Here is a 26,956-nt window from a genome sequence, read left to right as displayed (position 1 = left end):
GTGGTTCCTCCCCGTAAGGTATCCCCGACCGTTGACGTCGTGACCGCGTCCGGATCCTGACTCGCGAATGCGGGAGGCGGAGGCTTTTCCCCGTCCCCCAGATCAGTCGTTCGCCGTCCACAGGGCGCACAGACCCCATCGTCGCACAGCGGCGTGGCCGCATTCAGCCGATTCGGTCGTCGCGACGCGGGGTGCGACCGGTGTCGAGGTACCTCGACAGCACCGGACCGATGACGGCGAGGGACTGCGGCTCGATCATGTCGTTGTGCCCGCAGTCCACCGGATACTCCGCGATCCGGCCGGTCACCAGCGGTCGCCACTCGTCCGCGGACCGGGCGCGGGTGGTGCCGTCGTCGTCGCCGGTCGCGGGGAAGATCAGCAGGTCGCCGTCGTAGACCTGCGGCTCGAACCGGTGGACGAGTTCTCGTGAATTCTCGTATCCGGCGTTGATCCGCTCGAGATGTTCTCCGCGAAGCCCGGAATCGCCACCCCACGATTCGTTGAGCAGTTGCGCTGCGCGTTCGTACGTGAGGTCGCTGTCGGTGGCGACGACGAGGCCCAGGCCGCGGAGCAGATCCCGCAGGTCGAGTTTCCCGAACAGCGGGTCCTCGCCGTTGTCGGGGTAGCTGTCCATGACGGCGAGGGTCGCGACGTCGTCGCCGGCCCGCTGGAGTTCGACGGCCATCGCGTGGGCGATGACGCCGCCCAGCGACCAGCCGAGCAGGTCGTACGGTCCCTGCGGCTGGATGGCCTTGAGCTCCTCGACGTACCGGTGCGCGAGTTGCTCGATCGACCGGTACTCGCCGTCCCCGCTGATCGTGGGTAATTGCAGGCCGAACGCGCGGCGGTCGGCGGGCAGATAGCGGACGAGGCCCGCGTACCCCCAGGACAGCCCGATTCCCGGGTGAACACAGAACAGCGGGCGGCCGGTGCCCTCGGTGCGCAGCGGAATCACGACCGCCAGCACCTCCGCCACCCCGCCCTCCGCCGACGGCAGTGCGATCCTGCGGGCGAGGCCGGACGGTGTGGGGTCGAGGAACATCCACTGCAGCGGGATCTTCCGGTCGAGTCGGTCCTGCAGCGCGGCGACCGCCTTCGTGGCGAGCAGGGAGTTGCCGCTTCTTTCGAAGAAGTTGTCATCGGCCCCCACCCGGTCGAGACCGAGCACCTCGGCGAACACGTCCACGACCGCCGCCTCGAGGTCGGTGGCGGGCGCACGGAAGCGGGTGCCCGACAGGAACTCGGGAGCGGGCAGCGCGGCGCGATCCAGCTTGCCGACCGGCGTCAGCGGGATCTGGTCGAGCACGACGACGGCGGCGGGCACCATGTGGGACGGCAGCCGCTCGGCGACGAGGCGGGTGAGTTCTCCGGTGTCGACGTACGCGCCGCCGACCGGCCGGACGTAGGAGACGAGGAGCGGTTCCCCGGCAGGCCCGGCCCGGCCGATCGTGACGGCGAACCCGACGCCGGGGTGGGCGGTGAGTGCGGCGTCGATCTCACCGGGCTCGATGCGGAACCCGCGGATCTTCATCTGGAAGTCGCTGCGCCCGACGTACTCGAGGGTGCCGTCCCGGCGCCACCGCACCACGTCGCCCGTGCGGTACATCCGGTCGCCGGGGGCACCCCAGGGGGCGGCCACGAAACGGGACGCCGTCAGACCGCACCGGCGGTGATACCCGGACGCCAGAGCGCGTCCCGAGACGTACAGCTCGCCGGCCACACCGACCGGCACCGGGCGCAGCCGGGAATCGAGCACCACTTCCGCGACGCCGCGGGTGGGTGCGCCGAGGCTGATCGGGTCGCCCGGCACCAGCGCGTCGCTGATGTTCGACATGATCGTCGTCTCGGTCGGTCCGTAGGCGTTGAACATGCGGCGGCCGGGGGCCCACCGGGCGACGAGTTCGGGTGGGCAGGCCTCCCCGGCCACCACCAGCGTCCGCAGCGACTCGAAGCCGAGCGGGTCCATCGACGCCATTGCGGTCGGGGTGACGAATCCGTGGGACACCCGCTCTTCGCTCAGCAGCGCGGCCAGTTCGGTGCCGCCGTAGATCGTGCGGGGCGCGATCACCAGCGCCGCACCAGCGCAGAACGCCATGACGAGCTCGAAGACCGACGCGTCGAAACTCGGCGACGCGAAGTGCAGCACCCGCGAGTCACGTGTGACGGCGAGACGCTCCCGCTCCTCCGCCGCGAGGTTCGCCAGGCCGCGGTGCGTGACTGCCACTCCCTTGGGGACGCCCGTGGATCCGGAGGTGTAGATGAGATACGCAGGATGGAATTCGTGCAGCGGCGCGGTCCGGTCCGCGTCGGTGACGGGGCCCGGCGACCGTGTCCGGATCCGGTCGGCGTCCCGGGCGTCGTCGAGCACGATCCAGGTCACGGCGGCGGGCAGCCGATCCCGGTGTTCCCGGACGGTCACGCCCGACACCGCACCCGAGTCGGTGAGCATGTGCTCGATCCGGTCGAGCGGATACCCGGGATCGACCGGCAGGAACGCGGCGCCCGTGCGGGCGACGGCCCACACCGACAGCACCGATTCGATCGACCTCGACAGGCTCAGCGCGACGGTGGTTCCCGGTCCCGCGCCGGCCTCGATCAGCCGGCGCGCCAACCGGTTCGAGGTCTCGTCGAGTTCGCGGTACGTGATCGCCCGGCCCCGGTACGACAGCGCGTCGGCGTCGGGGTCGAGCCGGACCGCGGCGGTCAGCAGGTCCGGCAGCAGGAGGGTCGGCGCGTCGGGTGCTCCGCGCGCCGGGGTGAGGGCCGCGACCTCGTCGGTGCCGAGGATCTCGATGTCGCCGACCGGGATGCCGGGTTCGGCGGTGACCGAATCGAGGATACGCACGAACCGTTCCGCGAAGCCCAGTACCGTGTCCGCGTCGAACAGGTCGGTCGCGTAGTCGATCGCGCCCGTCATGCCCGCCGGGGTGCCGTCGGTGTCGAACCGCTCGTCGAGGATCACCTCGAGGTCCACCTTCACGACGGCGAGGTCGGGATCGAGTCCCTCGACGCTCAGTCCGGGCAACCGCAGCGCGGGATTCTCGGTGTTCTGGAATTCGAGGGACACCTGGAAGAGCGGCGAGTGGGCGGTCGAGCGCACCGGGCCGACGGCGTCCACCACCCGTTCGAAGGGCAGGTCGGCGTGTGCGAAGGCACCGAGGTCGGCGTCGCGGACCTGCGCGAGCAGGTCGCGGAACGGCTGCCCCGCCTCGATCGTGGTGCGCAGGGCCAGCGTGCCGACGAACATGCCGACGAGGTCGTCGAGCGCCGCCTCGCCGCGGCCGGCGATCGGGGTGCCGATCGCCACGTCGCCCGTGCCGCCGAGCCGCCCGAGCAGGACGGCGAGTGCGGCGTGCACGATCATGAACTCGGTGGACCGGTGCTCCCGCGCCGCCGCCCGGATCCGCTCGTGCAGCCCCGCATCGATCGTGAAACGCACCCGGTCGCCGTGGAACGACTGCTGCGCGGGACGCCGGCGGTCGGTGGGCAGTTCGAGGAGTTCGGGCAGCCCGGCCAGCGCCGCCTCCCAGTAGGCCAGCTGCCCCGAGATCAGCGACCCGGGGTCGTCCTCGGAACCGAGCAGCCTGCGCTGCCACAGTGTGTAGTCGGCGTACTGGACGGGAAGCGGCGTCCACGCGGGGGCGCGTCCGTGGACTCGGGACTCGTACGCGACCATCACATCCCGCACCAGCGGTGCCATCGAGAAGCCGTCGGCCGAGATGTGGTGCACCACGACGGCGAGCACATGGGTCCCGGTGTCGAGAGAGACGGTGTCGAGGGTGAACAGGGCAATGCGCAGCGGGACGGCGGCGGCGACGTCGAAGCCGGCCGACACGAGCCGGGTGAGCTCGTCCCGGAGCCGGCTGTCGTCCGCGACCGCGGTCGGCGGGGGCATCGGCGCCCCCGGCGGGAGGATCTCCTGCACCGGTTCGCCGTCGCGGAGCGGGAAGCGGGTGCGCAGCGACTCGTGCCTGGTCACGACGTCCGTGACCGCCAGCCTCAGCGCGTCCACGTCGAGGTCGCCGGTGAGCCGCACCACCATCGGGATGTTGTAGGCGGGCGAACTCGTGTCGAACTGGTTGATGAACCACATGCGCTGCTGGGCGTAGGACAGCGGGATGCGGTCGGGGCGGGCCCCCGCGGTCAGGGCGGGACGGCCGGACGGGCCCGCTCCCGCGTGCTCGAGGCGCGCGGCGAGCGTCTCCACCGTGGGCGCCTCGAACAACGTCCGCACGCCGATGTCGGTGCCGAGCGCGGCGCGCAGACGCGCCACTGCGCGGGTGGCGCTCAGCGAGTTGCCGCCGAGGTCGAAGAATCCGGCATCCGCGCTGACCCGGTCCAGTCCGAGAACCTCCGCGAAGACGTCGGCCACCGTCTCCTGCACCGGGTCGGCCGGTGCCCGGTATTCTCCTGCGCCGACGTCGAATTCGGGCGTCAGCAGGGCCTTGCGGTCGAACTTGCCGACGGCGTTCAGCGGGATCTCGTCGAGCACGGTGATCGACGACGGCACCATGTGGGCGGGCAGTCTGCTTGCGAGACCGCGGGTGAGGTCGCCGGTGTCGAGCGTGTGCCCCGGGGCGGGCACGACGTAGGACGCGAGGAGCGTGTCGCCTGCGGGGCCGCGGTAGGCGACCGTGGCCGCGAACCGGACGCCGGGGTCCGCCGCCAGCGTGGCGTCGATCTCGCCGAGTTCGATGCGGAATCCGCGGACCTTCACCTGGAAGTCGCTGCGGCCCAGGTATTCGATGGTGTGCCCGGCGGTCCAGCGCACCACGTCGCCGGTGCGGTACATCCGCTCGCCGGGCCGGCACGGGTCGGCGACGAACCGGGTGGCGGTGAGCCCGGGGCGGCGGTGGTAGCCGCGCGCCAGACCCGCACCCGCGAGGTACAACTCCCCCGGAACCCCGGCGGGGACCGGCTGCAACCGGGAATTCAGCACCAGTTCCGTGACGCCGCGAATCGGCCCGCCGATGGTGATGCGCTCACCCGGCGTCAGGGGATCGCTGATGTTGGACATGACCGTCGTCTCGGTCGGCCCGTACCCGTTGTACAACCGGCGTCCCGGCGCCCACCGGGACACGAGTCCGGGTGGGCAGGCCTCGCCGCCGACCACGACGTCGGCGAACGCATCCAGCCCCGCGGGGTCGAGGGATGCGAGCGCCGCGGTGGTGACGAACGCGTGTGTGACCCGCCGGTCGCGGATCAGCTGGGCGAGGTCGTCGCCGCCGAACACGGTGGGCGGCGCGATCACCATCGTCGCCGCGGCGCCGAACGCCTGCAGGTACTCGAAGACGGATCCGTCGAAGCTGGGGGTCGAGAAGTGCAGCGTCCGGGATTCCGGGTCCGCCCCGAACCGGGCGAGTTGGTCTGCGGCGAAGTTGTCCAGGCCGCGGTGCGTCACGGTCACCCCCTTCGGCATGCCGGTGGAGCCCGACGTGTAGACGACGTAGACCGCCGAGTCGAGCGTGACCGGTGCCGTGCGGTCGGCGTCGTCGACCGGCGCCGCGGAACCGGCGGCGCACTCGGCGGCGAACACCGGATCGTCGAGGACGAGCCAGCGCGTGTTCCCGGCCAGCCGGGCGAGATGGTCGGATGTCGTCAGTCCGAGTGCGCATTCCGAGTCGGTGAGCATGTGCGCGATCCGCTCGTCGGGATAGTTCGGGTCGACGGGCACGAACACGGCTCCGGCCTTGGCCACCGCCCACACGCACAGCACCGACTCGATCGAACGGGGAATGCCCACGGCCACCGATATTTCCGGACCGAGGCCGCGGCCGATCAGGGCGCGTGCGAGCCGGGTGGACCGCTCGTCCAGCTCCCGGTACGACACCTCGACGTCGCCGGACGACAGGGCGACCGCGTCCGGGTCGACCGTGGCGGCGTCGGTGAAGATCTGCGCGAGGGTGCGGACGGAAGCGGCCGGGCCACCGCGGACGGGTACCAGTTCCCCGCGTTCGCGATCGGTGAGCAGCGACAGCCGGGCCAGCGGCACATCGGGGCCGGCGCAGGCGTCGAGCACCCGCACCACCCGGTCGGCGATGTCCCCGACCGTTCCTTGTGCGAGCAGGTCGGGGACGTACTCGAATTTCAGGTGCAGGCTCTCCGCCGCCGACGCGACGAGGCTCAGCGGGTAGTGGGCGGCGTCGCGGGCATCGACGCCGGTCACGCGGAGCCCGGCGATGTCGGTGTCTTCCGACAGCCCGGCCCGGTCCACCGGGTACGACTCGAACACGGTCAGGGTGTCGAACCCGGCGCCGGGGCCCGCGGCGTCCCGGATCTCGGCGAGACCCGTGTAGTGGTGGTCGAGCATCGCCGCCTGCTCGGCCTGCACCCGCTCCAGCAACGCGCCGAGCGTCTCGTCCGGGCGCAGCGTGACGCGCACCGGCACGGTGTTGATGAACAGCCCGACCATCGTCTCGATGCCGGCGAGTTCTGGCGGTCTGCCGGACACGGTGGCACCGAACACGACGTCGTCGCGTCCGGTGAGCAGTCCCAGCACGATGCCCCACACGGTCTGCAGAATGCTGTTGAGCGTGAGCCCGCGGGTGCGCGCGGCTTCGCGCAGCCGGTCGGTCCGGTCCCGGTCGAGGTCGAACACCCACTCCCGGGACACGGTCGACAGTTGCCGCGCCCGGTCCGCGGGGATCAGCAGCGTCGGTTCCTCGACCCCGTCGAGGGCGTCCGCCCAGGCCCGCGCGGACAGGCCCGTGTCGCGCCCGCGCATCCACGCCAGGTAGTCGCGGTAGTCCCGCACGCGGGGCAGCGGCGAGGGGTCGGCGTCCGTGGCGTACAGCGTGAGCAGTTCCCGGATCATCAGCGGCATCGACCAGCCGTCGAGCAGGATGTGGTGGTTCGTCGACACCAGTCGGCAGCGGCCGCCCGACGTCCACACCAGCAGGAACCGGATCAGCGGTGCGGTGGCCATGTCGAAGGGGGTGGTCCGGTCGGCGGCCAGCAGTCGCTCGATCTCGGCCTCCGCCGCGCTCCCGTCCAGTGCGCTCAGGTCGATTTCCCGCCAGGGCACGGTGACCCGGCCCGAGACGACCTGCACGGCCCCGCCGTCGGCGTCGTGGCAGAACGCGCTGCGCAGGTTCGGATGACGGTCGAGAAGCGCTCCTGCCGCCCGGCGCACCCGCGCCGCGTCGACGTCACCGCCGAGGTCGAGGATCAGCTGGACGAGGTAGGCGTCCACCGACTCGTCGGCCAGTTCCGCGTGGAACAGCATGCCGGCCTGCAACGGCGACAACGGCCAGACGTCGGTCATCGCCGGGTACCGGTGTTCGAGGTCGTCGATCGCGCCCTGGCCGAGACTGACGAGGCCCAGGTCGGACGGGGTGAAACCGCCGCCACCGGACCGGGCGTGCTCGGACAGGGCCTCCAGCGCCCGCACCCACAGTCGCGCGAGTTCGCCGACGTCCTCCGCCGCGATCACCCCGACGGGGAACGACCACGTCGCGGTGAGTACCGGACCGGCGGCGGTGTCGGTGGTTCTCGCGTTCACGTCGACGACGGCCGCCGCGGGCAACCCGGAATGCGCGGCGGCCGCGAGTCCCGCGTCGGAGACGGGCATCCAGTCACCGCCGGGGGCGGCGCCCGCGCCGAGCCTGCCGAGGTAGTTGAAACTCACCTGCGGACCCGCCGGCACCGACAGTTCCCGGGCCGTGTCGTCGTCGAGGTACCGGAGGAGACCGAAACCGATGCCGTGGTCGGGGATCGAGCGCAGCCGCTCCTTCACCGCCTTGACCGCGTCGCCCGCGGCGGGGCCCGCGCCGAACGCGTCCTCCACGTCCACACCGTCCAGGTCGAGGCCGACCGGGAAGATCGTGGTGAACCAGCCGACCGTGCGGGCCAGATCGGCGCCGGGGACCACGTGTTCCTCACGACCGTGCCCTTCGAGATTCACGAGCGCCGCGGAGGACTCGATCCCGCGGTCCCGGCGCCAGCGGACGAGCGCCAGCGCCAGCGCCGTCAGCAACCCGTCTGCCACGTTCCCGTGGAACGCCTGCGGGAGCGACGTCAGCAGGGTCTCGGTGACGGCGACGGGAAGCCGGACCTCGACGTCGGACGTCTGGATGTCGGCGGGAGTGAGCGGCCGCGACCCGAGCGGCGGGTCGGGGGTGCCGAGCATCCGCCGCCACAGGCCGAGTTCGGCTGTGCGGGAGGGTTCCTGCGCCACGTCCGTCAGCGCGTGCGCCCACGTGCGCATCGACGTTCCGGTGGCGGGCAGGGCGGGCGCGTCCCCGGACAGCACCCGGGCGCACGCGAGGGCGAGATCGGGGACGAGGATGCGCCACGACACCCCGTCGACCACCACGTGGTGGGCGACGATCAGCAACCGTCCCGCCGCGGCGGGTGCGGCGTTGCTCGCGAACCACACCGCCTGCACCATCACGCCCGACTCCGGGTCGAGGCGGCCCGCGGCGGCGTCCAGTTCGCGGGACGCGGCGCCGGTGAACGAGTCCGCGGCGGCGAGCGGCACCGTGCGCACCACCTCGGTGGCACGCACCCACCCCGGCGGCGCGGCCGCCATCGTCCAGCCGTGCCCTGCGCGGTCGCTGCGGTACAGGCGGGCGCGCAGCACGTCGTGCCGGTCCAGGACCGCCTGCATCGCCGCCGTCAGCGTGTCCTCGTCCAGTTCGGCGGGGGTGGTGAACAGCGCGGCCTGGGAGTACCGCCGGAAGTCGCCTTCCCGGCCCAGCATCCAGCGCACGATCGGGGTCAGGGGGAACTCGCCGACGCCGCCGCCGGGCAACTCCTCCAGCGTGACCGTCTCCTCCCCCGACGTGGCGACCTCCGCGAGTGCGGCAACGGTCTTGCGTTCGAACACGTCCCGTGGGGTGATCACCACCCCGGACGCCTTCGCCCGGGTGACCAGCTGGATCGACATGATCGAGTCGCCGCCCACCGCGAAGAACGAATCGTCGACACCCACCGTGTCGAGACCGAGCACCTCGGCGAACAGGCCGGCGAGGATCCGTTCCGTCTCGGTCGCCGGTGCGCGGCCGGGCGAGACCAGCCGCCCGTAGTCCGGTTCCGGCAGCGCCCGGCGGTCGAGTTTGCCGTTCACGGTGAGGGGCAGGGTCTCGAGCACCACCACGGCTGCGGGCACCATGTGCGCCGCCAGCCGGCCCCCGACCGTGTCGAGGATCCCGGCGGGGTCCAGCACCCGGTCCGCCTCGGGAACGACGTAGCCCACCAGGCGCTCGTTCCGCGCCAGCACCACCGACTGCGCCACACCGTCGCAGGCCAGGAGCGCCGACTCCACCTCGCCGAGCTCGATACGGAAGCCCTTGACCTGAACCTGGAAGTCGTTGCGGCCCAAATAGTCCAGCTGCCCGACCGCGTTCCACCGGCCGAGGTCGCCGGATCGGTACATCCGGGCTCCCGGTGTGTACGGGTCGGCCACGAACCGCGTCGACGTGAGCGTGAACCGGCCCAGGTAGCCGCGGGACACCTGCGCGCCGGACACGTAGAGTTCCCCGACCACTCCCGGCGGCACCGGGTGCAGGCGCGAGTCGAGCACGTATACGCGGAGCCCGGGCAGGGCCCGGCCGATCACGGACGCCGACGCGGACGCGGCGAGTTCCCCGTCCAGCGGCAGGTGACTGACGTGCACGGTGGTTTCGGTGATGCCGTACATGTTCACCAGCGCCGGGACGGTGTCTCCGTGCCGGGTGTACCAGCGGGTGAGCTGCCCCAGGTCGAGGGCCTCGCCGCCGAACACCACGACGCGGAGGGCGAGTTCGGCACCGTCGGCCACCCGGTCCGCTTCGGCGAGTTGATAGAAGGCGGAGGGGGTCTGATTCAGGACGGTGACGTTCTCGCCCCGCAGCAGTCGCAGGAACGCGTCGGGTGAACGGGTGGTGAAGTAGTCGACCACCACCAGCCTGCCACCGTGGAGCAGCGCACCCCACAGTTCCCAGACGGAGAAGTCGAACGCCGCCGAGTGGAACATGGTCCACACGTCGGCGGCGCCGAACCGGAAGAGCGGCTGCGTGTGCGCGAACAGGGTGGCGACGTTGCGGTGCGACACCTGAACGCCTTTCGGCTGTCCCGTCGAGCCGGAGGTGTAGATGACGTACGCGACCGAGTCCGGGTGCAGGGGTCCGTTCCGGTCACGGTCGGTCACCGGCAGCGGCGACACGCGCCCCAGTTCTTCCGCCGTCTCCGGGCCGTCCACGAGGACGGCCGGAACCCCGCTCGCCCGGACCGCGCCGGATTCGGCCACGGTGGTCAGCACGCACACCGGCCGGGCGTCGGCGAACACGTACGCGAGCCGCTCCGCCGGATACGTGACGTCGACGGGCACATATCCGGCCCCCGACTTCACCACGGCGAGCAGCGCCACCACCAGGTCGACCGACCGTGCGGCGGCGACCGCCACCAGGGTCTCGGGGCCCGCGCCGCGCGCGATCAGCAACCGCGCCAGACGATTCGCCCGGGTGTCCAGCTCCTCGTACGTGAGCGACACGCCCTCGCAGACGACCGCCGTCGCGCCTCGGGACCGCTCCGCCGCCCGCGCGAAGAGTTCCACCAGCGTCGCGTGCGCCCCGACCGGTTCGGCGAGCGCGGGCAGCACCGACTCCCGCTCCGCCCGGTCCAGGATGTCGATGTCCCCCACCGGGAGTGCCTCGGCAGCGGCGATCGATTCGAGCACCCGCAGGAACCGCTCCGCGAACCGGGTCACCGTGTCGCGGTCGAGCACGTCCGTCGCGAACCGCAGCCCGGCCGCGAGACCGGCGGGTGCGCCGTCGTCGTCGACCCGTTCGGCGAGACTCAGTTCCAGGTCGAACTTCGCGACGCCGACGTCCACGTCGAGCGAGTCGACGGTGAGTCCGGGCAGTTCGAGGTGGGTGCCCTCCGCGTTCCGGAATTCGATGAGCACCTGGAACAGCGGGGCGTGCGACGTGGACCGCTCGGGGGCGAGGTGGTCGACGAGCCGCTCGAACGGGATGTCCGCGTGCTCGAACGCGCCGAGGTCCGCGGCGCGGACCGCGGACAGGACCGCACCGAACGACGCCCGCGGGTCCACCACCGTCCGCAGGACGAGGGTGTTGACGAACATGCCGACCACGTCGTCGAGAACGGCGTGGCCGCGACCGGCGACCGGCGTTCCCAACGTGATGTCGCCGGTGCCCGACAACCGCGACAGCAGCACGGCGAACGCCGCGTGCACGGCCATGAACAGCGTCGAATTGTGCTCGGCCGCGATCCTGTTCAGGGACCGGTGCAGTCGTGCGGGCACGTCGAACTCGACGACGTCCCCACGGTACGACCGCTGGGCGGGGCGCGGCCGGTCGACCGGGATCTGCAGCACCTCGGGCGCACCGGACAGCGTGTCCGTCCAGTAGCCCAGTTGCGTCGACATCACCGAGTCCGGTTCGTCCACCGCGCCGAGGACGTCCCGCTGCCAGATGCTGTAGTCGGCGTACTGCACCGGCAGCGGGGTCCACCCGGGCGTCTCCCCCACGGTCCGGGCGGTGTACGCCAGCATGACGTCGCGGGCCAGCGGCATCATCGAGAACCCGTCGGCGGCGATGTGGTGCACGACGATGGCCAGGACGTGCTGCTCGGGTTCGAGTTCGAACAGCCTTGCGCGGAAGGGAATCTCGTCGCTCACGTCGAAACCCGTGCCGACCAGGGTGGCGACGGCGTCCCGCAGTGCACGATCACCGGACACGGGCACCGGGTCGAGACCGGGGGTGGCTCGTCCGGCGTCGACGATCACCTGGTGTGGTCCGTCGACCGAACCGGGGAACACGGTGCGCAGCGATTCCTGCCGCTCCACGACGTCGCCGACCGCCGCGCGCAGGGCGGCGCGGTCGAGGGCGCCGATCAGCCGCAGGGCGATCGGGATGTTGTAGGCGGGCGAGGACGTGTCGAACTGGTTGACGAACCACATCCGTTGCTGCGCCATCGACAGCGGTATCCGGTCGGGGCGCGGCCGGGCGGCCGGCGCCGGCGACGGGGTGGTCGTCGACGCGGCCGAATCGATCCGGACCGCCAGATCGGCCACCACGGGCGCGTCGAACAGTGCCGCCACCCCGATCCCGGCGTCGAGGGCGGAGTTGATGCGCGCGACGGCCCGGGTGGCGCTGAGCGAGTCGCCGCCGAGGTCGAAGAAGCTGTCGTCCGCACCGACGCGCGGCGCGCCGAGCACGTCGGCGAACACCTGCGCGACGGCCTCCTCCACCGGGGTGGTGGGCGCCCGGTAACCCAGGGTGGCGGAGATGAATTCCGGTGCGGGCAGCGCCTTCCGGTCGAGTTTGCCGACGGGGGTCAGCGGAATCTCGTCGAGGACCACGACGGCCGCGGGCACCATGTACTTCGGCAGGATGCGGCCCGCGAACGCGAGCACGTCCGGCGCCGCCACCTCCTCGCCGTCGTGCGGCAGGACGTACGACACGAGCGCCGTGTCCCCCAGCGGGCCCGGCCTGCCGAGGGTCGCGGCGAAGTCGAGGTGCGGGTGGGTGGTGAGAACGGAATCGATCTCGCCCAGTTCGACGCGCTGGCCGCGGATCTTCACCTGGAAGTCGCTGCGCCCGAGATATTCGAGGGTGTGGTCGCGACGCCACCGCACGACGTCGCCCGTGCGGTACATCCGGCCGCGTCCGTAGGGGTTCGCGACGAACCGCTCCGCGGTGAGCGCCGGGCGCCGATGGTATCCGCGGGCCAGAGCCGTTCCCGCGATGTACAACTCGCCGGGCACCCCCGCCGGGACGGGCTGCAGCCGGGCGTCGAGGACCGACAGCGCGATGCCGCGGACGGGACTCCCGATCGTGACCGGTTCACCCGGTTCCATCGGCGTGCTGAAGGTGGTGAGGACGGTGGCCTCGGTGGGGCCGTAGCCGTTGAACATCGGCCGGTCCGCGCCCCAGGTGGCCACCAGTTCGTCACCGACGGCATCGCCGGCCACGACGAGCGCTTCGAGGTGCTCGACGCCGTCGCGCTCCACGGTGGCCAGCACGGCCGGGGTGATGCAGGCGTGCGTGACCCGTTCGCGGCGCAGCAGGGCGGAGAGTTCGGCACCGCCGTAGACGTCGGGGGGCGCGATCACCAGCGTCGCCCCCGCCGCGCACGATTGGACGAGTTCGAGGACGGCCACGTCGAAACTGGGTGAACAGATGTGCAGGCACCGGGAGTCGGGCGACACGACGTAGTGCTCGGTCTGCTCGGTGAGCAGGTTCGCCAGACCGCGGTGGGTGACGACGACGCCCTTCGGCCGGCCGGTCGACCCGGACGTGTAGATCGCGTACGCGGCGTGGTCGACGTCGAGGACCGACCGGCGGTCCAGGTCGGTGACGCGGGCAGACGAGGCGGCGGACCAGGTGCGCTCGAAGTCCGGATCGTCCAGCACCAGCCACGGCACGGACCCCGGCAGCCGGTGCCGGTGCGCCGACGTCGTCACTCCCAGTGCCGCACCGGAATCGGCCAGCATGTTCTCGATGCGGTCGGCGGGATACGTCGGGTCGACGGGCACGAACGCGGCTCCGGTCTTGGCGACCGCCCACACCGCAGGCACCGATTCCGGTGACCGGGGCAGCCCGAGCGCCACGAACGTCTCCGGCCCGGCACCCCGTTCGATGAGCACGCGGGCCAGCGCGCTCGACCGCGCGTCGAGTTCGCGGTAGCTCGTCTCGTGCCCGTCGAAGACGAACGCGGACGCGTCCGGCCGGTGTCCTGCCGACACCGTGAGGATCTCGGGCAGTGTTCTCGGCGGCCCGGCGGGGGCGCCGCACACCGCGGTGAACTCCCGGAGTTCGGCGTCCGACAGCAGGGTGAGGTGCGCGAGGGGGGTGTCGATGTCGGACAGCAGGATCTGCACGACACGGGCGACGCGGGCGGCCACCGACTCCGCGAACTCGCTCCCGAAGACGTTCGGCTGGTACCGCAGTCGCAGGTGCAGTGCCGTGTCCACGTGCGCCATCAGGGTGAACGGGTAGTGGGTCGAATCGATCCCCTCGATCCCGGCGACGTGCATGCCGCCGATGTCGGTGTCTTCCGAGAGGCCCATGCGGTCCACCGGATACGACTCGAACACGGTGAGCGTGTCGAACGCGGCCGCCTCCCCCACGGCCCGCTGGATTTCGGTGAGTCCCAGGTAGTGGTGATCGAGCAGGGCGGATTGTTCACGCTGGAAGCGCTGCAGTAGTTCGGCGAGCGTCTCCTCCCGGCGCAGGCGCAGCCGGACGGGCACCGTGTTGATGAACAGCCCGACCATCGACTCGACGCCGGCGACCGCGGGTGGGCGGCCGGACACCGTGGCGCCGAACGTCACGTCTTCCCGGCTGCCGAGCGTGGTCAGCACCAGCCCCCACGCCACCTGGACGAGGGTGTTCATCGTCAGCCCACGCTCACGGGCGAGGGCCTCGAGCGCGCGGGTCTTCTCCTCGCCCACCTCGAGGCGCACGTCCTCGGGTTCGGCGAAGGACTGTTCGCCGTGCGCCGCGGGCGCCACGAACGTCGGCTCGTCCGCGCCGGCGAGGGCGGACACCCAGGCGGCCGTGGATCGTTCGTGGTCCTGCCTGCCGATCCACTGCAGATAGTCGCGGTAGGGCGTGACGCGGGGCAGGGCGGTCGGGTCGCCGTCCGTGGCGTAGAGGACGAGCAGGTCCTTGATCACCAGCGGCGTCGACCAGCCGTCGAGGAGGATGTGGTGGTGGGTGAGGACCAGCCGGAACCGGTCGGGTGCGGTGCGCAGCAACGTGAATCGGAGCAGCGGCGCCTCGGACATCTCGAACGGGACGGCACGGTCGGCGGCCAGGAACGCGGTGTCGCCGAGCGGCGGGACATCGACTTCGGCCCACGGCGCGATCACCGAATCGCGCACCACCTGCACCGGTCCGTTGCCGGTGTCCGCGAACGCCACGCGGAGATTCGCGTGCCGGTCGAGCAGGCCCTGCGCGGCGTGGCGCAGTCTCGCCGGGTCGACGGTGCCGCGCAGGTCGAGGACCAGCTGCACCTGATAGGCGTCGAGGCGATGCGCGGACAGTTGCGCGTGGAACAGCAGTCCCGCCTGCAGCGGGGACAGCGGCCAGATGTCGGCGAGGTCCGGGTAGGTGCGCCCCAGTCGGTCGATGTCGGCCTGCCCCACCGACACCAGGTCGAGATCGGACGGGGTCAGCCCGCCCGCGCCCGGCAGGCCCGCGTGCTCGGCGAGCGCCGTGAGCGCCCGCACCCACAGCGCGGACAGCTCGTCCACGTCCTCGGCGGCGAGCACACCGGTGGGGTACGACCACGTCGCCGTCAGCACCGGCTCCCCGTCGCGGACCGTGGTCGCGGCGTTGACGTCCACGACCCAGGCGGCGGGCATGTCGTGGTTCTGGGTTCCGCCGAGGTCCCCGCTGTCCGCGACCGGCAGCCAGGGCACGTCGCCTGCGCTCGTCGCCACCCGGCCGAGGTAGTTGAAACTGACTTGCGGCGGCCGGAATCGGCGCAGGGCCGCGGAGTCGCCGGGGTCCAGGTACCGCAGCATGCCGTATCCGATGCCGTGGTCGGGGACGGCGAGCAGTTGTTCCTTGACCGCCTTGATCGCGGCCCCGGCGGCGTCGGTTCCGGCGAGTGCGGCATCGACGTCGATGCCGGTGAGGTCGAGACGCACCGGGAACAGCGTGGTGAACCATCCGACGGTGCGGGACAGGTCGGCGCCGGGCACGACGTGGTCTTCGCGGCCGTGGCCCTCGAGGTTGACCAGCACGTCGGCCGTGCCGGCCCCGCGCTGCCGCCGCCAGCGGATCATCGCCAATGCGAGGGCGGTGAGCAGGCCGTCCCCGACGGCACCGTGGAACGCGGCGGGAAGCGTGGTGAGGAGCGCGTCGGTGACACCGGTGGGCACTTCCACCACGACGCGGCCCGTCGCGGCCTCGACGTCGACGGCGGGGTCCAGCGGCCGGGAGCCGAGGAGCGGATCGGGTCCGTCCAGGATCGACTGCCAGAGTGCACCTTCGGCGTGCCGGGACCGGGCGGCGTCGGTGAGCCCGTGCGACCATCGACGCATCGACGTCCCGACCGCCGGCAGTGCGGCGGACAGACCCTCGGCGACGCGGGTGTGGGCGGCGGCGAGATCCGCGATCAGGATCCGCCACGACACCCCGTCGACGACGAGATGATGCGCGACCGGCAGCAGGCGGCCCTGCCCGTCCGGTCCGTCGAACCAGAGCACCTGCAGCATGCTGGCCGACGCCGGGTCCAGTCGGTCCGCCGCCGCGTTCAGTTCCGCCCTCGCCACCGCCGCGAAGTCGCCGGCTTCGAACGACGTCACGGGCACGTGGCGGATCAGCGCGTCGGCCCACACCGACCCGGGCGGCAGCACCGTCATCGCCCACCGCCCCGTCTCGTCGGCGGCGAGACGCGCACGGAGCATGTCGTGACGGTCCAGCACGGCGTCGACGGCGGCGGCGAGATCCTCACGGGTGAGGCCTCGTGGCGCGGTGACCGGCACCGACTGGGAGAACCGCTCCAGCCTGCCGCCGCTGCGGTCGAGCATCCACGCGACGACCGGGGTCAGCGGCACCGGTCCGACCCCGCCGCCGGGCAGTTCCTCCAGCACCACGGCATCGGCGCGTTCGTGGTGGGCCACCTCCGCGAGACCGGCGACGGACCGGCGCTCGAAGACGTCCCGCGGGGAGAGGATCAGTCCTGCGGCCTTCGCCCGGGCCACCAGCTGAATCGACATGATGCTGTCGCCGCCCAGCGCGAAGAACGAATCGTCGACACCCACCGAGGCGAGTCCCAGCACATCCCGGAACAGGCCGGCGAGCAGCGCCTCCGTCTCGGTGCTCGGCGACCGGCTGTCGGTGACGCCGACACCGAAGTCCGGTTCCGGCAATGCCTTCCGGTCGATCTTGCCGTGGACGGTCACCGGGAGCGCCGCGATCACCAGTACGGCGGCGGGCACCATGTACGACGCGAGCCGGGTGCCCGCGAACTGCAGGACCTCGCCCGGATCGACGGATGCCCCGGTTTCGGGGACGACGTACCCGATCAGTCGCCGGCCGGAGTGACCGTCCCGGCGCACGTCCGCGACCGCCGCCGCCACGTTCTCGTGGGCGAGCAGCGCCGACTCCACCTCGCCGAGTTCGATGCGGAAGCCGCGGATCTTCACCTGGAAGTCGGTGCGCCCGAGGTAGTCGAGTTGCCCGTCCGCCGTCCAGCGCACGAGGTCGCCGGTCCGGTACATCCGGCCGCCCGGCGGTCCGAACGGGTTGGCCACGAACCGTTCCGCGGTGAGGGCGTGCCGGCCGGAATAGCCGCGAGCGAGCGCCGGGCCCGCGAGATACAGCTCCCCCGCCACCCCCGCCGGCACCGGGTGCAGCCGCCCGTCGAGGACCGTTTCGGTGAACCCGAGCGCCGGCGCGCCGATCGTGACCGGTTCGCCCGGCGCCAGCGGCGCGCTGATGCTCGACACGACCGTCGACTCGGTCGGACCGTACGCGTCGAACATGTTCCGGCCCGGCGCCCAGCGCGCCACCAGTTCCGGCGGGCAGGCCTCGCCGCCGGTCACCACGCACCGCACTCTCTCGAGGCCGGCGGGATCGACCGAGGCGAGCGCCGCAGGCGTGACGAAGCAGTGCGTGACCCGCTCGCGCCGCAGCAGATCCGCCAGGTCGTCGCCGCCGTACACGGACGGGGACGCGATCACCATCGTCGCGCCCGGCCCGACCGCCAGCATCAACTCGAGCACCGAGGCGTCGAAGCTCGGCGACGCGAAGTGCAGGGTCCGGGACGCCGCGGTCGTGCCGAACGTGTCCTGCTCCGTCGCAGCGAAATTCGCCAGCCCACGGTGCGTGGTCACCACACCCTTCGGCCTGCCGGTCGATCCCGACGTGTAGATCACATACGCGGGGTGGTCGACGTGCAACGTGGACGAGCGGTCCGCGTCGGTCACCGCCGTCGCCGGGAACAGCGACAGCTCGGCGTCGGTGCGGGCATCGCCGAGCACCAGCCACGGGATCGGCGCGGGCAGGGCGGACCGCACCGCGGCCGTGGTGAGACCGACGACGGCTCCCGAATCGCCGAGCATGTACTCGATGCGCTCGGCGGGATGGTTCGGGTCCACCGGCAGGAACGCGGCCCCGGCCTTGGCCACCGACCACACGGCCAGCACGGATTCGATCGAGCGCGGCATTGCCAGCGCCACCACCTGTTCCGGGCCGATGCCACGCCCGATCAGGAGCCGGGCGAGCCGGTCCGAGCGCTCGTCGAGGTCCCGGTAGGAGATCCGGCGTCCGTCGGAGACGAGGGCCGCCGCGTCCGAGTCGACGGCGGCGGCAGCCGAAAGCAACTGCGGCAGCGTCCGCGCCGGCACGCCGGGCCCCCCGCTCACCGGCGTCAGTGCGGCCCGCTCGGCGGTGCCGAGTACGTCGATGTCGCCGACCGGGGCGTCCGGCGAGTCGGTGACGGCGCCCAGGATCCGGACCAGGCGCTCGGCGAACGCGGCCACCGTGTGCTCGTCGAAGATGTCGGTGGCGTACCCCAGCGCCGCGCTGATCCCCGCGGGACGACCGTCGGCGTCGACGTTCTCCCGCAGGGACAGCTGCAGGTCGAAATTGATCGTGTCGAACGCCAGGTCGAGGGGTTCGACGTGGAGGCCGGGCAGCTCCAGCTCGGGACGCTCGGTGTTCTGGAATTCGAGCATCACCTGGAACAGCGGTGAGTACTCCGTCGAACGGGAGGGACGCAGCCTCTCCACGACGCGCTCGAACGGCACGTCCGCGTGCGTGAACGCCCCGAGGTCGGCGCCGCGGACCTGCGCGAGCAGTTCGGCGAACGTGCGGGCGCCGTCGACGTGGGTGCGGAGCACGAGGGTGTTCACGAACATCCCGACCAGGTCGTCGAGTTCGGCCTCGCCGCGCCCCGCGATCGGGGTGCCCACGGCGATGTCGTCGGACGCGCTCAGCCGCGACAGCAGGACCGCCAGCGCGGCGTGCAGCGCCATGAACACGGTCGACCCGTGCCTGCGCGCGACCTGCACGACACCCTGGTGGAGGTCCGCGCCGATTCCGAACTCGACGCGGCCCGCGCCGAGGGTGCGAGTGGCCGGGCGTGGCCGGTCCGTCGGCAGTTCCAGCACGTCGGGAAGGTCGGCGAGCGTCGCGGTCCAGTAGCCGAGTTGGCGGGCGAGCGGCGAATTCTCGTCGTCCTCGTCGCCGAGCCGGTCCCGTTGCCAGAGTGTGTAGTCGGCGTACTGTACGGGCAGCGGGGTCCAGTCGGGTGCGGCGCCGTGGAGCCGGGCCGTGTACGCCGACAGGACGTCGCGGGCGAGCGGAACCATCGAGAAGCCGTCCGCCGCGATGTGATGCACCACGACGGCCAGCACGTGCTCCTGCTCGCCGGCCGCGAACAGCCGGGCCCGCAGCGGCGCCTCCGCCGTCACGTCGAATCCCGCGGAGAGCAGGCGGTCGAGTTCCGCGTCGACCGCCGCCTGCGGAACGGGGTGCGGGGTGAGATCGGGCGCCACGGTCTCCGGCGGGAGGATCACCTGCCGCGGGCCGCTGTCGGTGAGGGGAAAGACGGTGCGCAGGGATTCGTGCCGCTCGACGACGTCGGTGACGGCCGCCTGCAGTGCAGCCACGTCGAGCGTTCCGGTGAGGCGGAGTGCGATCGCCACGTTGTATGCCGCACTGACCGTGTCGAACTGGTTGATGAACCACATCCGCTGCTGCGCGAGCGAGACGGGAACTTCCCGGGACGGATCACGCGGAGCGGGCGCAGGCCGGGATTGCGCCCGGGACTCCCCGGCCTCGGCGCGGGCGGCGAGTCCGGCGACGGTCGGGGCGTCGAACACGTCCCGCACGCCCAGGCAGTCGCCGACCGCCGCGTTGACGCGCGCGACGAGCCGGGTCGCGGTCAGCGAGTTCCCGCCGAGCGCGAAGAAGCTGTCGTTCGCCCCCACCCGGACGATGCCGAGGAGGTCCGCGAACACGGCGGCGACGATCTCCTCCACCGGGTTGCGCGGGGCCACGAACCCCACCGTCGCCGTGCCGAAGTCGGCTTCCGGCAGCGATTTCCGGTCGAGCTTGCCGTTGACGGTGAGGGGCAGCGCGTCGATCACCACCACCGCGGCGGGCACCATGTACGACGGCACGCTCGCCCCGACGGCGTCGAGCACCGCCGCCGCGTCGACATCGGCGCCTGCCTCCGGGACCACGTAGCCCACCAGCCGGTCGCCGTCCCGGTCGTCGCCGCGCACCACCACCACCGACTGCGCGACCCCGGCGCACGCGGCGAGAGCGGCCTCCACCTCGCCCAGTTCCACCCGGAATCCGCGCAACTGCACCTGGAAATCGCTGCGCCCCACGTACTCGAGCCGGCCGTCCGCACCCCACTTCACGACGTCGCCCGACCGGTACATGCGCGCCCCGGCCCGGCGGTGGTCGAACGGGTCGGCGACGAACCGCGTCGCGGTCAGACCCTGCCGTCCGATGTAGCCGCGGGACACCTGGTCGCCGGACACGTACAGCTCGCCCACCACCCCGGGCGGCACCGGATGCAGCCGGCCGTCGAGGACGTAGACGCGCAGTCCGGGGAGTCCGCCGCCGATGACCGAGCCGGGCACGGACGCCGCCAGCGCCCGGTCGAGGGCGAGGAAGCTGACGTGCACCGTGGTCTCGGTGATGCCGTACATGTTCACCAGCACGGGGTCGCGGTCGTCGTGCCGGGTGTACCACCGTTCCAATTGCCCGACGTCGAGGGCTTCACCACCGAAGATCACGTGCCGCAACGACAGTGGCGTTGCGTCGTCGTCCTCGACGGTGCTCGCCGCGCGATCCGCCTCCGTCAGCTGATAGAACGCCGTCGGGGTCTGGTTCAGCACCGTCACCCGTTCCCGGCGGAGCAGTTCGAGGAACGTGTCCGGCGACCGTGCGGTGAAATAGTCGACCAGCACCAGCCGGCCGCCGGAGACGAGCGCACCCCACAGTTCCCAGACGGAGAAGTCGAAGGCGTACGAGTGGAACAGCGTCCACACGTCGGACGAGTCGAACCCGAACAGGTCCCGGGTGTTGGCCAGCAGCGTGACGACGCACCGATGCGACACCTGGACGCCCTTCGGCCGCCCGGTCGATCCCGACGTGAAGATGACGTACGCGACGGCATCGGCGCGCAGCGGCCGCAGCCGGTCCGCGTCGGTGACCGGCAGCCCGGACAGTCCCGCCACCGCGCGGTCCGTCGCCGGGTCGTCGATCACCACCACCGGAAGCCCGGCCGGTGCGGACGCGGCGAAGTCCGCGCTCACCACGGCGCAGACGGGGCGGGCGTCGTCGAACATCGCCGCCACCCGCTCGGCGGGATAACTGGTGTCGACCGGCACGTAGCCGCCGCCGGCCGCGAGCACCGCCAGCAGCGTCACCACCAGGTCGGGGGTGCGATCCACCAGCACCGCGACCAGCGATTCGGTGCCCACCCCCTCGCCGATCAGCAACCGCGCCAACCGGTTCGCCTGCTCGTCCAGTTGCCCGTAGGTCAGCGTCTCCTCGCCGCACACCACCGCGACGGCGTCGGGGGTGCCCGCGGCCACCCGCGCGAACAACTCGACCACCGTCCGCGCCCCGGTGGTGACGCCCTCCCGGTTCCACCGGTCGAGCACCAGGTCGCGCTCCGCAGCACCGAGAACCGGGATGTCCCCCACCACCGCGACCGGGTCGTCCACCACCGCCCGCAGCACCCGCACGAAGCGTTCCCCGAAACCGTCCACCGACGTCCGGTCGAACACGTCCGTCGCGTACAGGAAGGCCGCGGACATTCCCGCGGCGGCGCCGTTCTCGTCGTGGTGCTCGGCGAGCGACAACTGCAGGTCGAATTTGGCCACACCCGGGTCGACGTCGACCGCTTCGACGGTCAGGCCCGGCAGCTCGAGGTGCGCGCGCACCGTGTTCTGGAATTCGAGCAGCACCTGGAACAGCGGCGAGTGGGACGTCGACCGGCCCGGGGCCAGCTCGTCGACGACGCTCTCGAAGGGGACGTCGGTATGCCCGAACGCGCCCAGATCCGTGTCGCGGGCGCGGGCCAGCACGTCGGTGAACACGTCGCCCGATCCCACCGGAGTCCGCAGTACCAGCGTGTTGACGAACATCCCCACCAGGTCGTCGAGCGCCGCCTCGCCGCGACCCGCGATCGGGGTGCCGACGGCGACGTCCCCCGATCCGGTCATCCTCGACAGCAGCACGGCGAGCGCCGCGTGCATCACCATGAACAGCGTCGCGTTGTGCTCGCGCGCGAGGAGGAGCAGTTGCCGGTGCAGGCCCGCATCGATCGGGAACGCCGCGGTCGCACCCGCGAGCGAGCGGGTGACCGGCCGGTTCCGGTCGAGCGGGAGGGCACTGACCTCCGGGAGTTCGGCGAGCGCACCCCGCCAGTACTGCAGTTGCCGGGACATGAGACTGTCCGGGTCGTCGGCGCTGCCCAGCAGGCGGCGCTGCCACACGCTGAAGTCGGCGTACTGCACGGGCAGCGGCTCCCAGCTCGGCAGGCTCCCGGACCGGCGCGCCGAGTAGGCGACGATCAGGTCGCGGGCCAGCGGTGCGAGCGACGCCCCGTCGGCGGCGATGTGGTGCACCACGATCACGAGCACGTGTTCGTCCGGGCCGGTCCACAACAGGGCCGCGCGCAGCGGGACCTTCGCGCTGACGTCGAACCCGCCGGCGAGGAGGGTCGCGATCCGGTCGTGCAGCGACTCGTCGCCGTCGACCTGCGGGGTGAGGTCGGGAACGACGTCGGCGGCGTCGACGACCACCTGGTACGGCCCGTCCACCGACGCCGGGTAGCGGGTGCGCAGCGACTCGTGCCGCTCGATCACGTCCGCCACCGCGGCCCGCAGCGTGTCCGCGTCCAGGGGACCGATGAGCCGCACGGCCATCGGGATGTTGTACGCCACCGACGACGTGTCGAACTGGTTGATGAACCACATCCGCTGCTGCGCCAGCGACAGCGGGACCCGCTGGGGCCGCTGCCCGGCGGTCAGGGGCGGCCGGTCCACGAGTTCCGTGCCCGCCCGGCGAACGTGCGCGGCCAGCAGTTCGACGGTGGGCGCCTCGAACAGCGCCCGCACGCCCACGTCCGAACCGAGGGCCGCGTTGACCCGGGCGATCACCCGCGTCGCGACGAGCGAGTTGCCGCCGAGGTCGAAGAAACTGTCGTCGACACTGATCCGCTCGACGCCGAGGACCTCGGTGAACACCTCGGCGATCGACTCCTCGACCGGGTCGGCGGGAGCCTTGAATTCGGCCGCCGCGGACAGGAACCGCGGTTCGGGCAGCGCCGCGCGGTCGAGCTTCCCCACCGGGTTCAGCGGAATCTCGTCCAGCACCACGACCACCGAGGGAACCATGTACGCCGGCAACCGGTTCCGCACCTGCCGCAACAGTTCCGACGTCTCGATCGGCCTGCCCGCGGCGGGGACGACGTACGAGACCAGAACCGTGTCCCCGGACGGGCCGGGCCTGCCGATGGTGACGGCCAGTCGCACGTCCGGGTGGGTCTGCAGCACCGCGTCGATCTCGCCCAGCTCGATGCGGAATCCGCGCACCTTCACCTGGAAATCACTGCGCCGCAGATACTCCAGCGTGTGGTCGGGCCGCCACCGCACCACGTCGCCGGTGCGGTACAGCCGGCCGCGGCCGTACGGGTCGGCGACGAACCGCGCCGCGGTGAGACCGGGACGCCGGTGGTAGCCGCGGGCCACACCGCACCCGGCGATGTACAGCTCCCCCGGTACCCCGACGGGCACCGGGTGCAGCCGGGCGTCCAGCACCACTTCCTCCGCGCCTCGGATCGGCCCGCCCAGCGTGATGGGATCACCCGCGGTCATCGGCGCACTGATGTTCGCCATGATCGTGGTTTCGGTGGGGCCGTACGCGTCGTACAGCCGGCGGTCCGGCGCCCACCGGGCGACGAGGTCGGGCGGGCAGGCCTCGCCGCCCACGGCCACGTCGAGGAAGTCGCCCAGCGAATCGGGGGGAATCGTGCCCAGCGCCGCGGTGGTGACGAACCCGTGCGTGACGCGTTCCGACCGCAGCAGGTCGGCGAGTTCGGAACCGCCGTACGCGGTCGGCGGGACCACCACCATGGTGGCGCCCACCCCGAAGGCCTGCAGGTACTCGAACACGGACGCGTCGAAGCTGGGCGTCGAGAAGTGCAGCGTCCGTGAAGATCTGGTGGCGCCGAACCGCTCCTGCTGGTCGGCGGCGAAGTTGTCCAGCCCGCGGTGGGTGACGGTGACACCCTTCGGCTGCCCCGTCGACCCGGACGTGTAGATCAGGTAGGCGGCGTTGTCGAGGTGCAGCGGCCGGGTGCGGTCGGCGTCGGTCGGCGGATCGTCCGGGCGGGCGGCGCACTCGGCTCGGAAGTCCGGATCGTCCAGCACGCACCACGGAATCGAATCGTGCAGGCGGCCGCGCACCGACTGCTCCGTCAGACCGAGCACCACGCCCGAATCGGCCAGCATGTAGTCGACCCGGTCGGCGGGGTAGTTCGGATCCACCGGAACGAATGCCGCCCCCGTCTTCGCGACCGCCCAGACGGAGGCCACCGACCGGAACGACCGCGGCAACGCCAGCGCGACGAACGATTCCGGCCCCACGCCCTTCTCGATCAGAATCCGCGCGACCTGCGTCGACCATCGGTCCAGCTCACGGTACGACAACTGCTCACCCTGCCGGGTCAGCGCGGTGGCCGCCGGATCCAGTGCCGCGGCATCGGCGAACAGGTCGGGCAGGGTGCGCTCCGACCGGGCAGGCAGACCGCGGACCGGTGTCAGCGCGGAACGTTCGTCCGCGGACAGGATCTCGATGTCACCGACCGGAACGTCCGGACCGGCCGTCATCGCATCGAGGATGCGCAGGTACCGTTCGGCCGCCACCCGGACGGTGCGGGCGTCGAACAGGTCTGCCGCGAAGCCGAATTCGACGGTGGCCCCGGCCGGTTGTCCCGACTCGCCCGACGCTTCCGTCACGGACACGCACAGGTCGAGCCCGGGGAACTCGGCACCCGGGGAGCCGGGCGGCCGGGTGTCGAGCAGCACCTGGACGATCGGCGCGTACGCCTCCGACACCGACACGCCGAGTTCCTGCACCAGGCGGTCGAACGGAACCCCGGTGTGCGACACCGCCTCCGCGGCGACGTCCCGGACATGCGCCAGGTAGTCGCGGCACGACGTGTCGCCCGCGTACCGCGAGCGCACCACCACGGTGTCCGTGCGGTCGCCCACCTCGACTGCCGTTCCGACGGCGATGTCGCCGCTTCCGGTGACCCGGCCGAGCAGGATCGACAGGGCGGTGAGGAATACGGTTCGGCCTGCGGTGCCTGTGTCTCCGGCCAGCGCGGCCACCCGGCGGTGCAACCGCGTGGGCACCACCACGGTGACCCGGTCGCTCTCCGGCGACAGTGTCGCCGGCCGCCGCCGGTCGGTGGGCAACGGCAGGAGTTCGGGCAACCCCTCCAGCCGCCGGCGCCAGTACCCGACTTCCCGGGCCTCGCTCACCAGCCGTTCCCCGATGCGGGCACTGACCTCGTGGATGTCGCCCACCCGGGTCGCCGGGTCCGCGGTCGCCAGTTCCTCCAGCAAAGCGACGAACTGCTGGTGGTGGTCCCGCAGTTCGCCACGCTCGTAGCGGCTGGGATTCGCGCGGAAGTCGACGAAGATCCTGGTGGGTGTGCCGCTCTGATACACGTTGATCAGCAGGTCCTCCACCGGACCCGAGGTGACGATGTGGAAGTCGCCGACGAGCGAACCCAGCGCCACCTCCTGGCGGAACAACATGACGTTCACCATCGGCCCGTACAGCGCCGTCGACGCGGTGTCGCCGGCGTCGCGGCGGATGTCGTCGAGGCTGCACCGCTGGTGCCGCAGTGCCGCGACGAGTTCACGCTGGACCTGCTCGATCAGGTCCGCGACGGTGTCCTCGGCCCGGACGCGGACGGGCATCGGGGCGACGTTGACGAGCATGCCGCCGGAATTGCGCAGCACCGCCGTGGTGCGCGCCGATACCGGAATGGTCACCAGCACTTCGGTTCTGCCGGTGCGCCGCGCCAGATAGCACGCGGCGGCGGCGATGATGGTCGCCGCCGACGGGCGGTCGCGGGAATCGAGAACGGCCACGACGTCGTCGGAGAGGACGGCGCTTTCGACCGTGCTGGCAGCGGACACGTGTCCCGCCGTCCGTGCCAGGGTGGTGCCCTCGACCCCGGCGACCCGCCCCGCCCAGTACTCCCGGTCGGTCAGGAAACGGTCCGAGGCGCGGTACCGCCTGTCGATGTCGTACAGCTGCCGCAGGCTGACAGCCCGGTTCGGATCCGGTTCGCGGCCCGCGACTTTCGCGGAGTACCGATGCGCGATGCGGCGCAGCATCGTCATCGCGCCGTAGCCGTCGAGGGCGACGTGGTGAATCCTGCTGTACCACAGGAAGTGCGTGTCACCGGTCTGCAGGATCGACGTCTCCACCAGCCGGTCGACGCTCAGGTCGATCGGCGTGACGTAGTCACGCTCCATCCATTCGTGCGCCGCCGCCGCCGGATCCGCGTCGGTGCGGAAGTCGACGTACGCGATCGACGTGTCCGTCCGATGGTCCACGTACTGCAGCGGGCGTCCGTCGACGTCGTAGACCTTGAGGAACGGCGATTCGAATTCGCGGGCCGCCTCCACCGTCTCCTGCCGCAACAGGTCCATGTCCAGCGCACCGGAGAACTCGACGTACTGGGCGATGAAGATCGGGACCCGCGGTTCCAGTTGCTGCGCGAACCACGTGGCCCGCTGCGCTGCCGACAGCGGAATCGGTTCGCCGCCGCCCGGGGCGGAACCGGTCGAGTGCTGCCCCGGGACGCGCAGGTCCCCGGGGCGGCGCGTATCCCCCGCCCCCGGAACGGGTCCTTCATCTTGCCCAGGGCACACTCGAACTCGACCTCACCCCGCCCTACCAGGACGGACGCACTCTTTCGAGTATCCGCCCGCGCGACGTTCCGG

At 71.9% G+C, this 26,956-nt stretch carries 1 protein-coding gene; it reads right to left on the bottom strand.

Annotated features, from left to right (window positions below; translation table 11 throughout):
- Window positions 1-163 precede the first annotated feature (163 nt).
- The gene (locus ROP_RS25645) at window positions 164-26,884 is read right to left on the bottom strand and encodes a non-ribosomal peptide synthase/polyketide synthase (protein WP_015888916.1); all 26,721 of its coding nucleotides are present in this window, start codon (window positions 26,882-26,884) and stop codon (window positions 164-166) included.
- Window positions 26,885-26,956: the final 72 nt, after the last annotated feature.

It is taken from the genome of Rhodococcus opacus B4, assembly GCF_000010805.1.
GTDB lineage: Bacteria > Actinomycetota > Actinomycetes > Mycobacteriales > Mycobacteriaceae > Rhodococcus_F > Rhodococcus_F opacus_C.
This window is presented reverse-complemented; position numbering and strand designations above follow the sequence as displayed.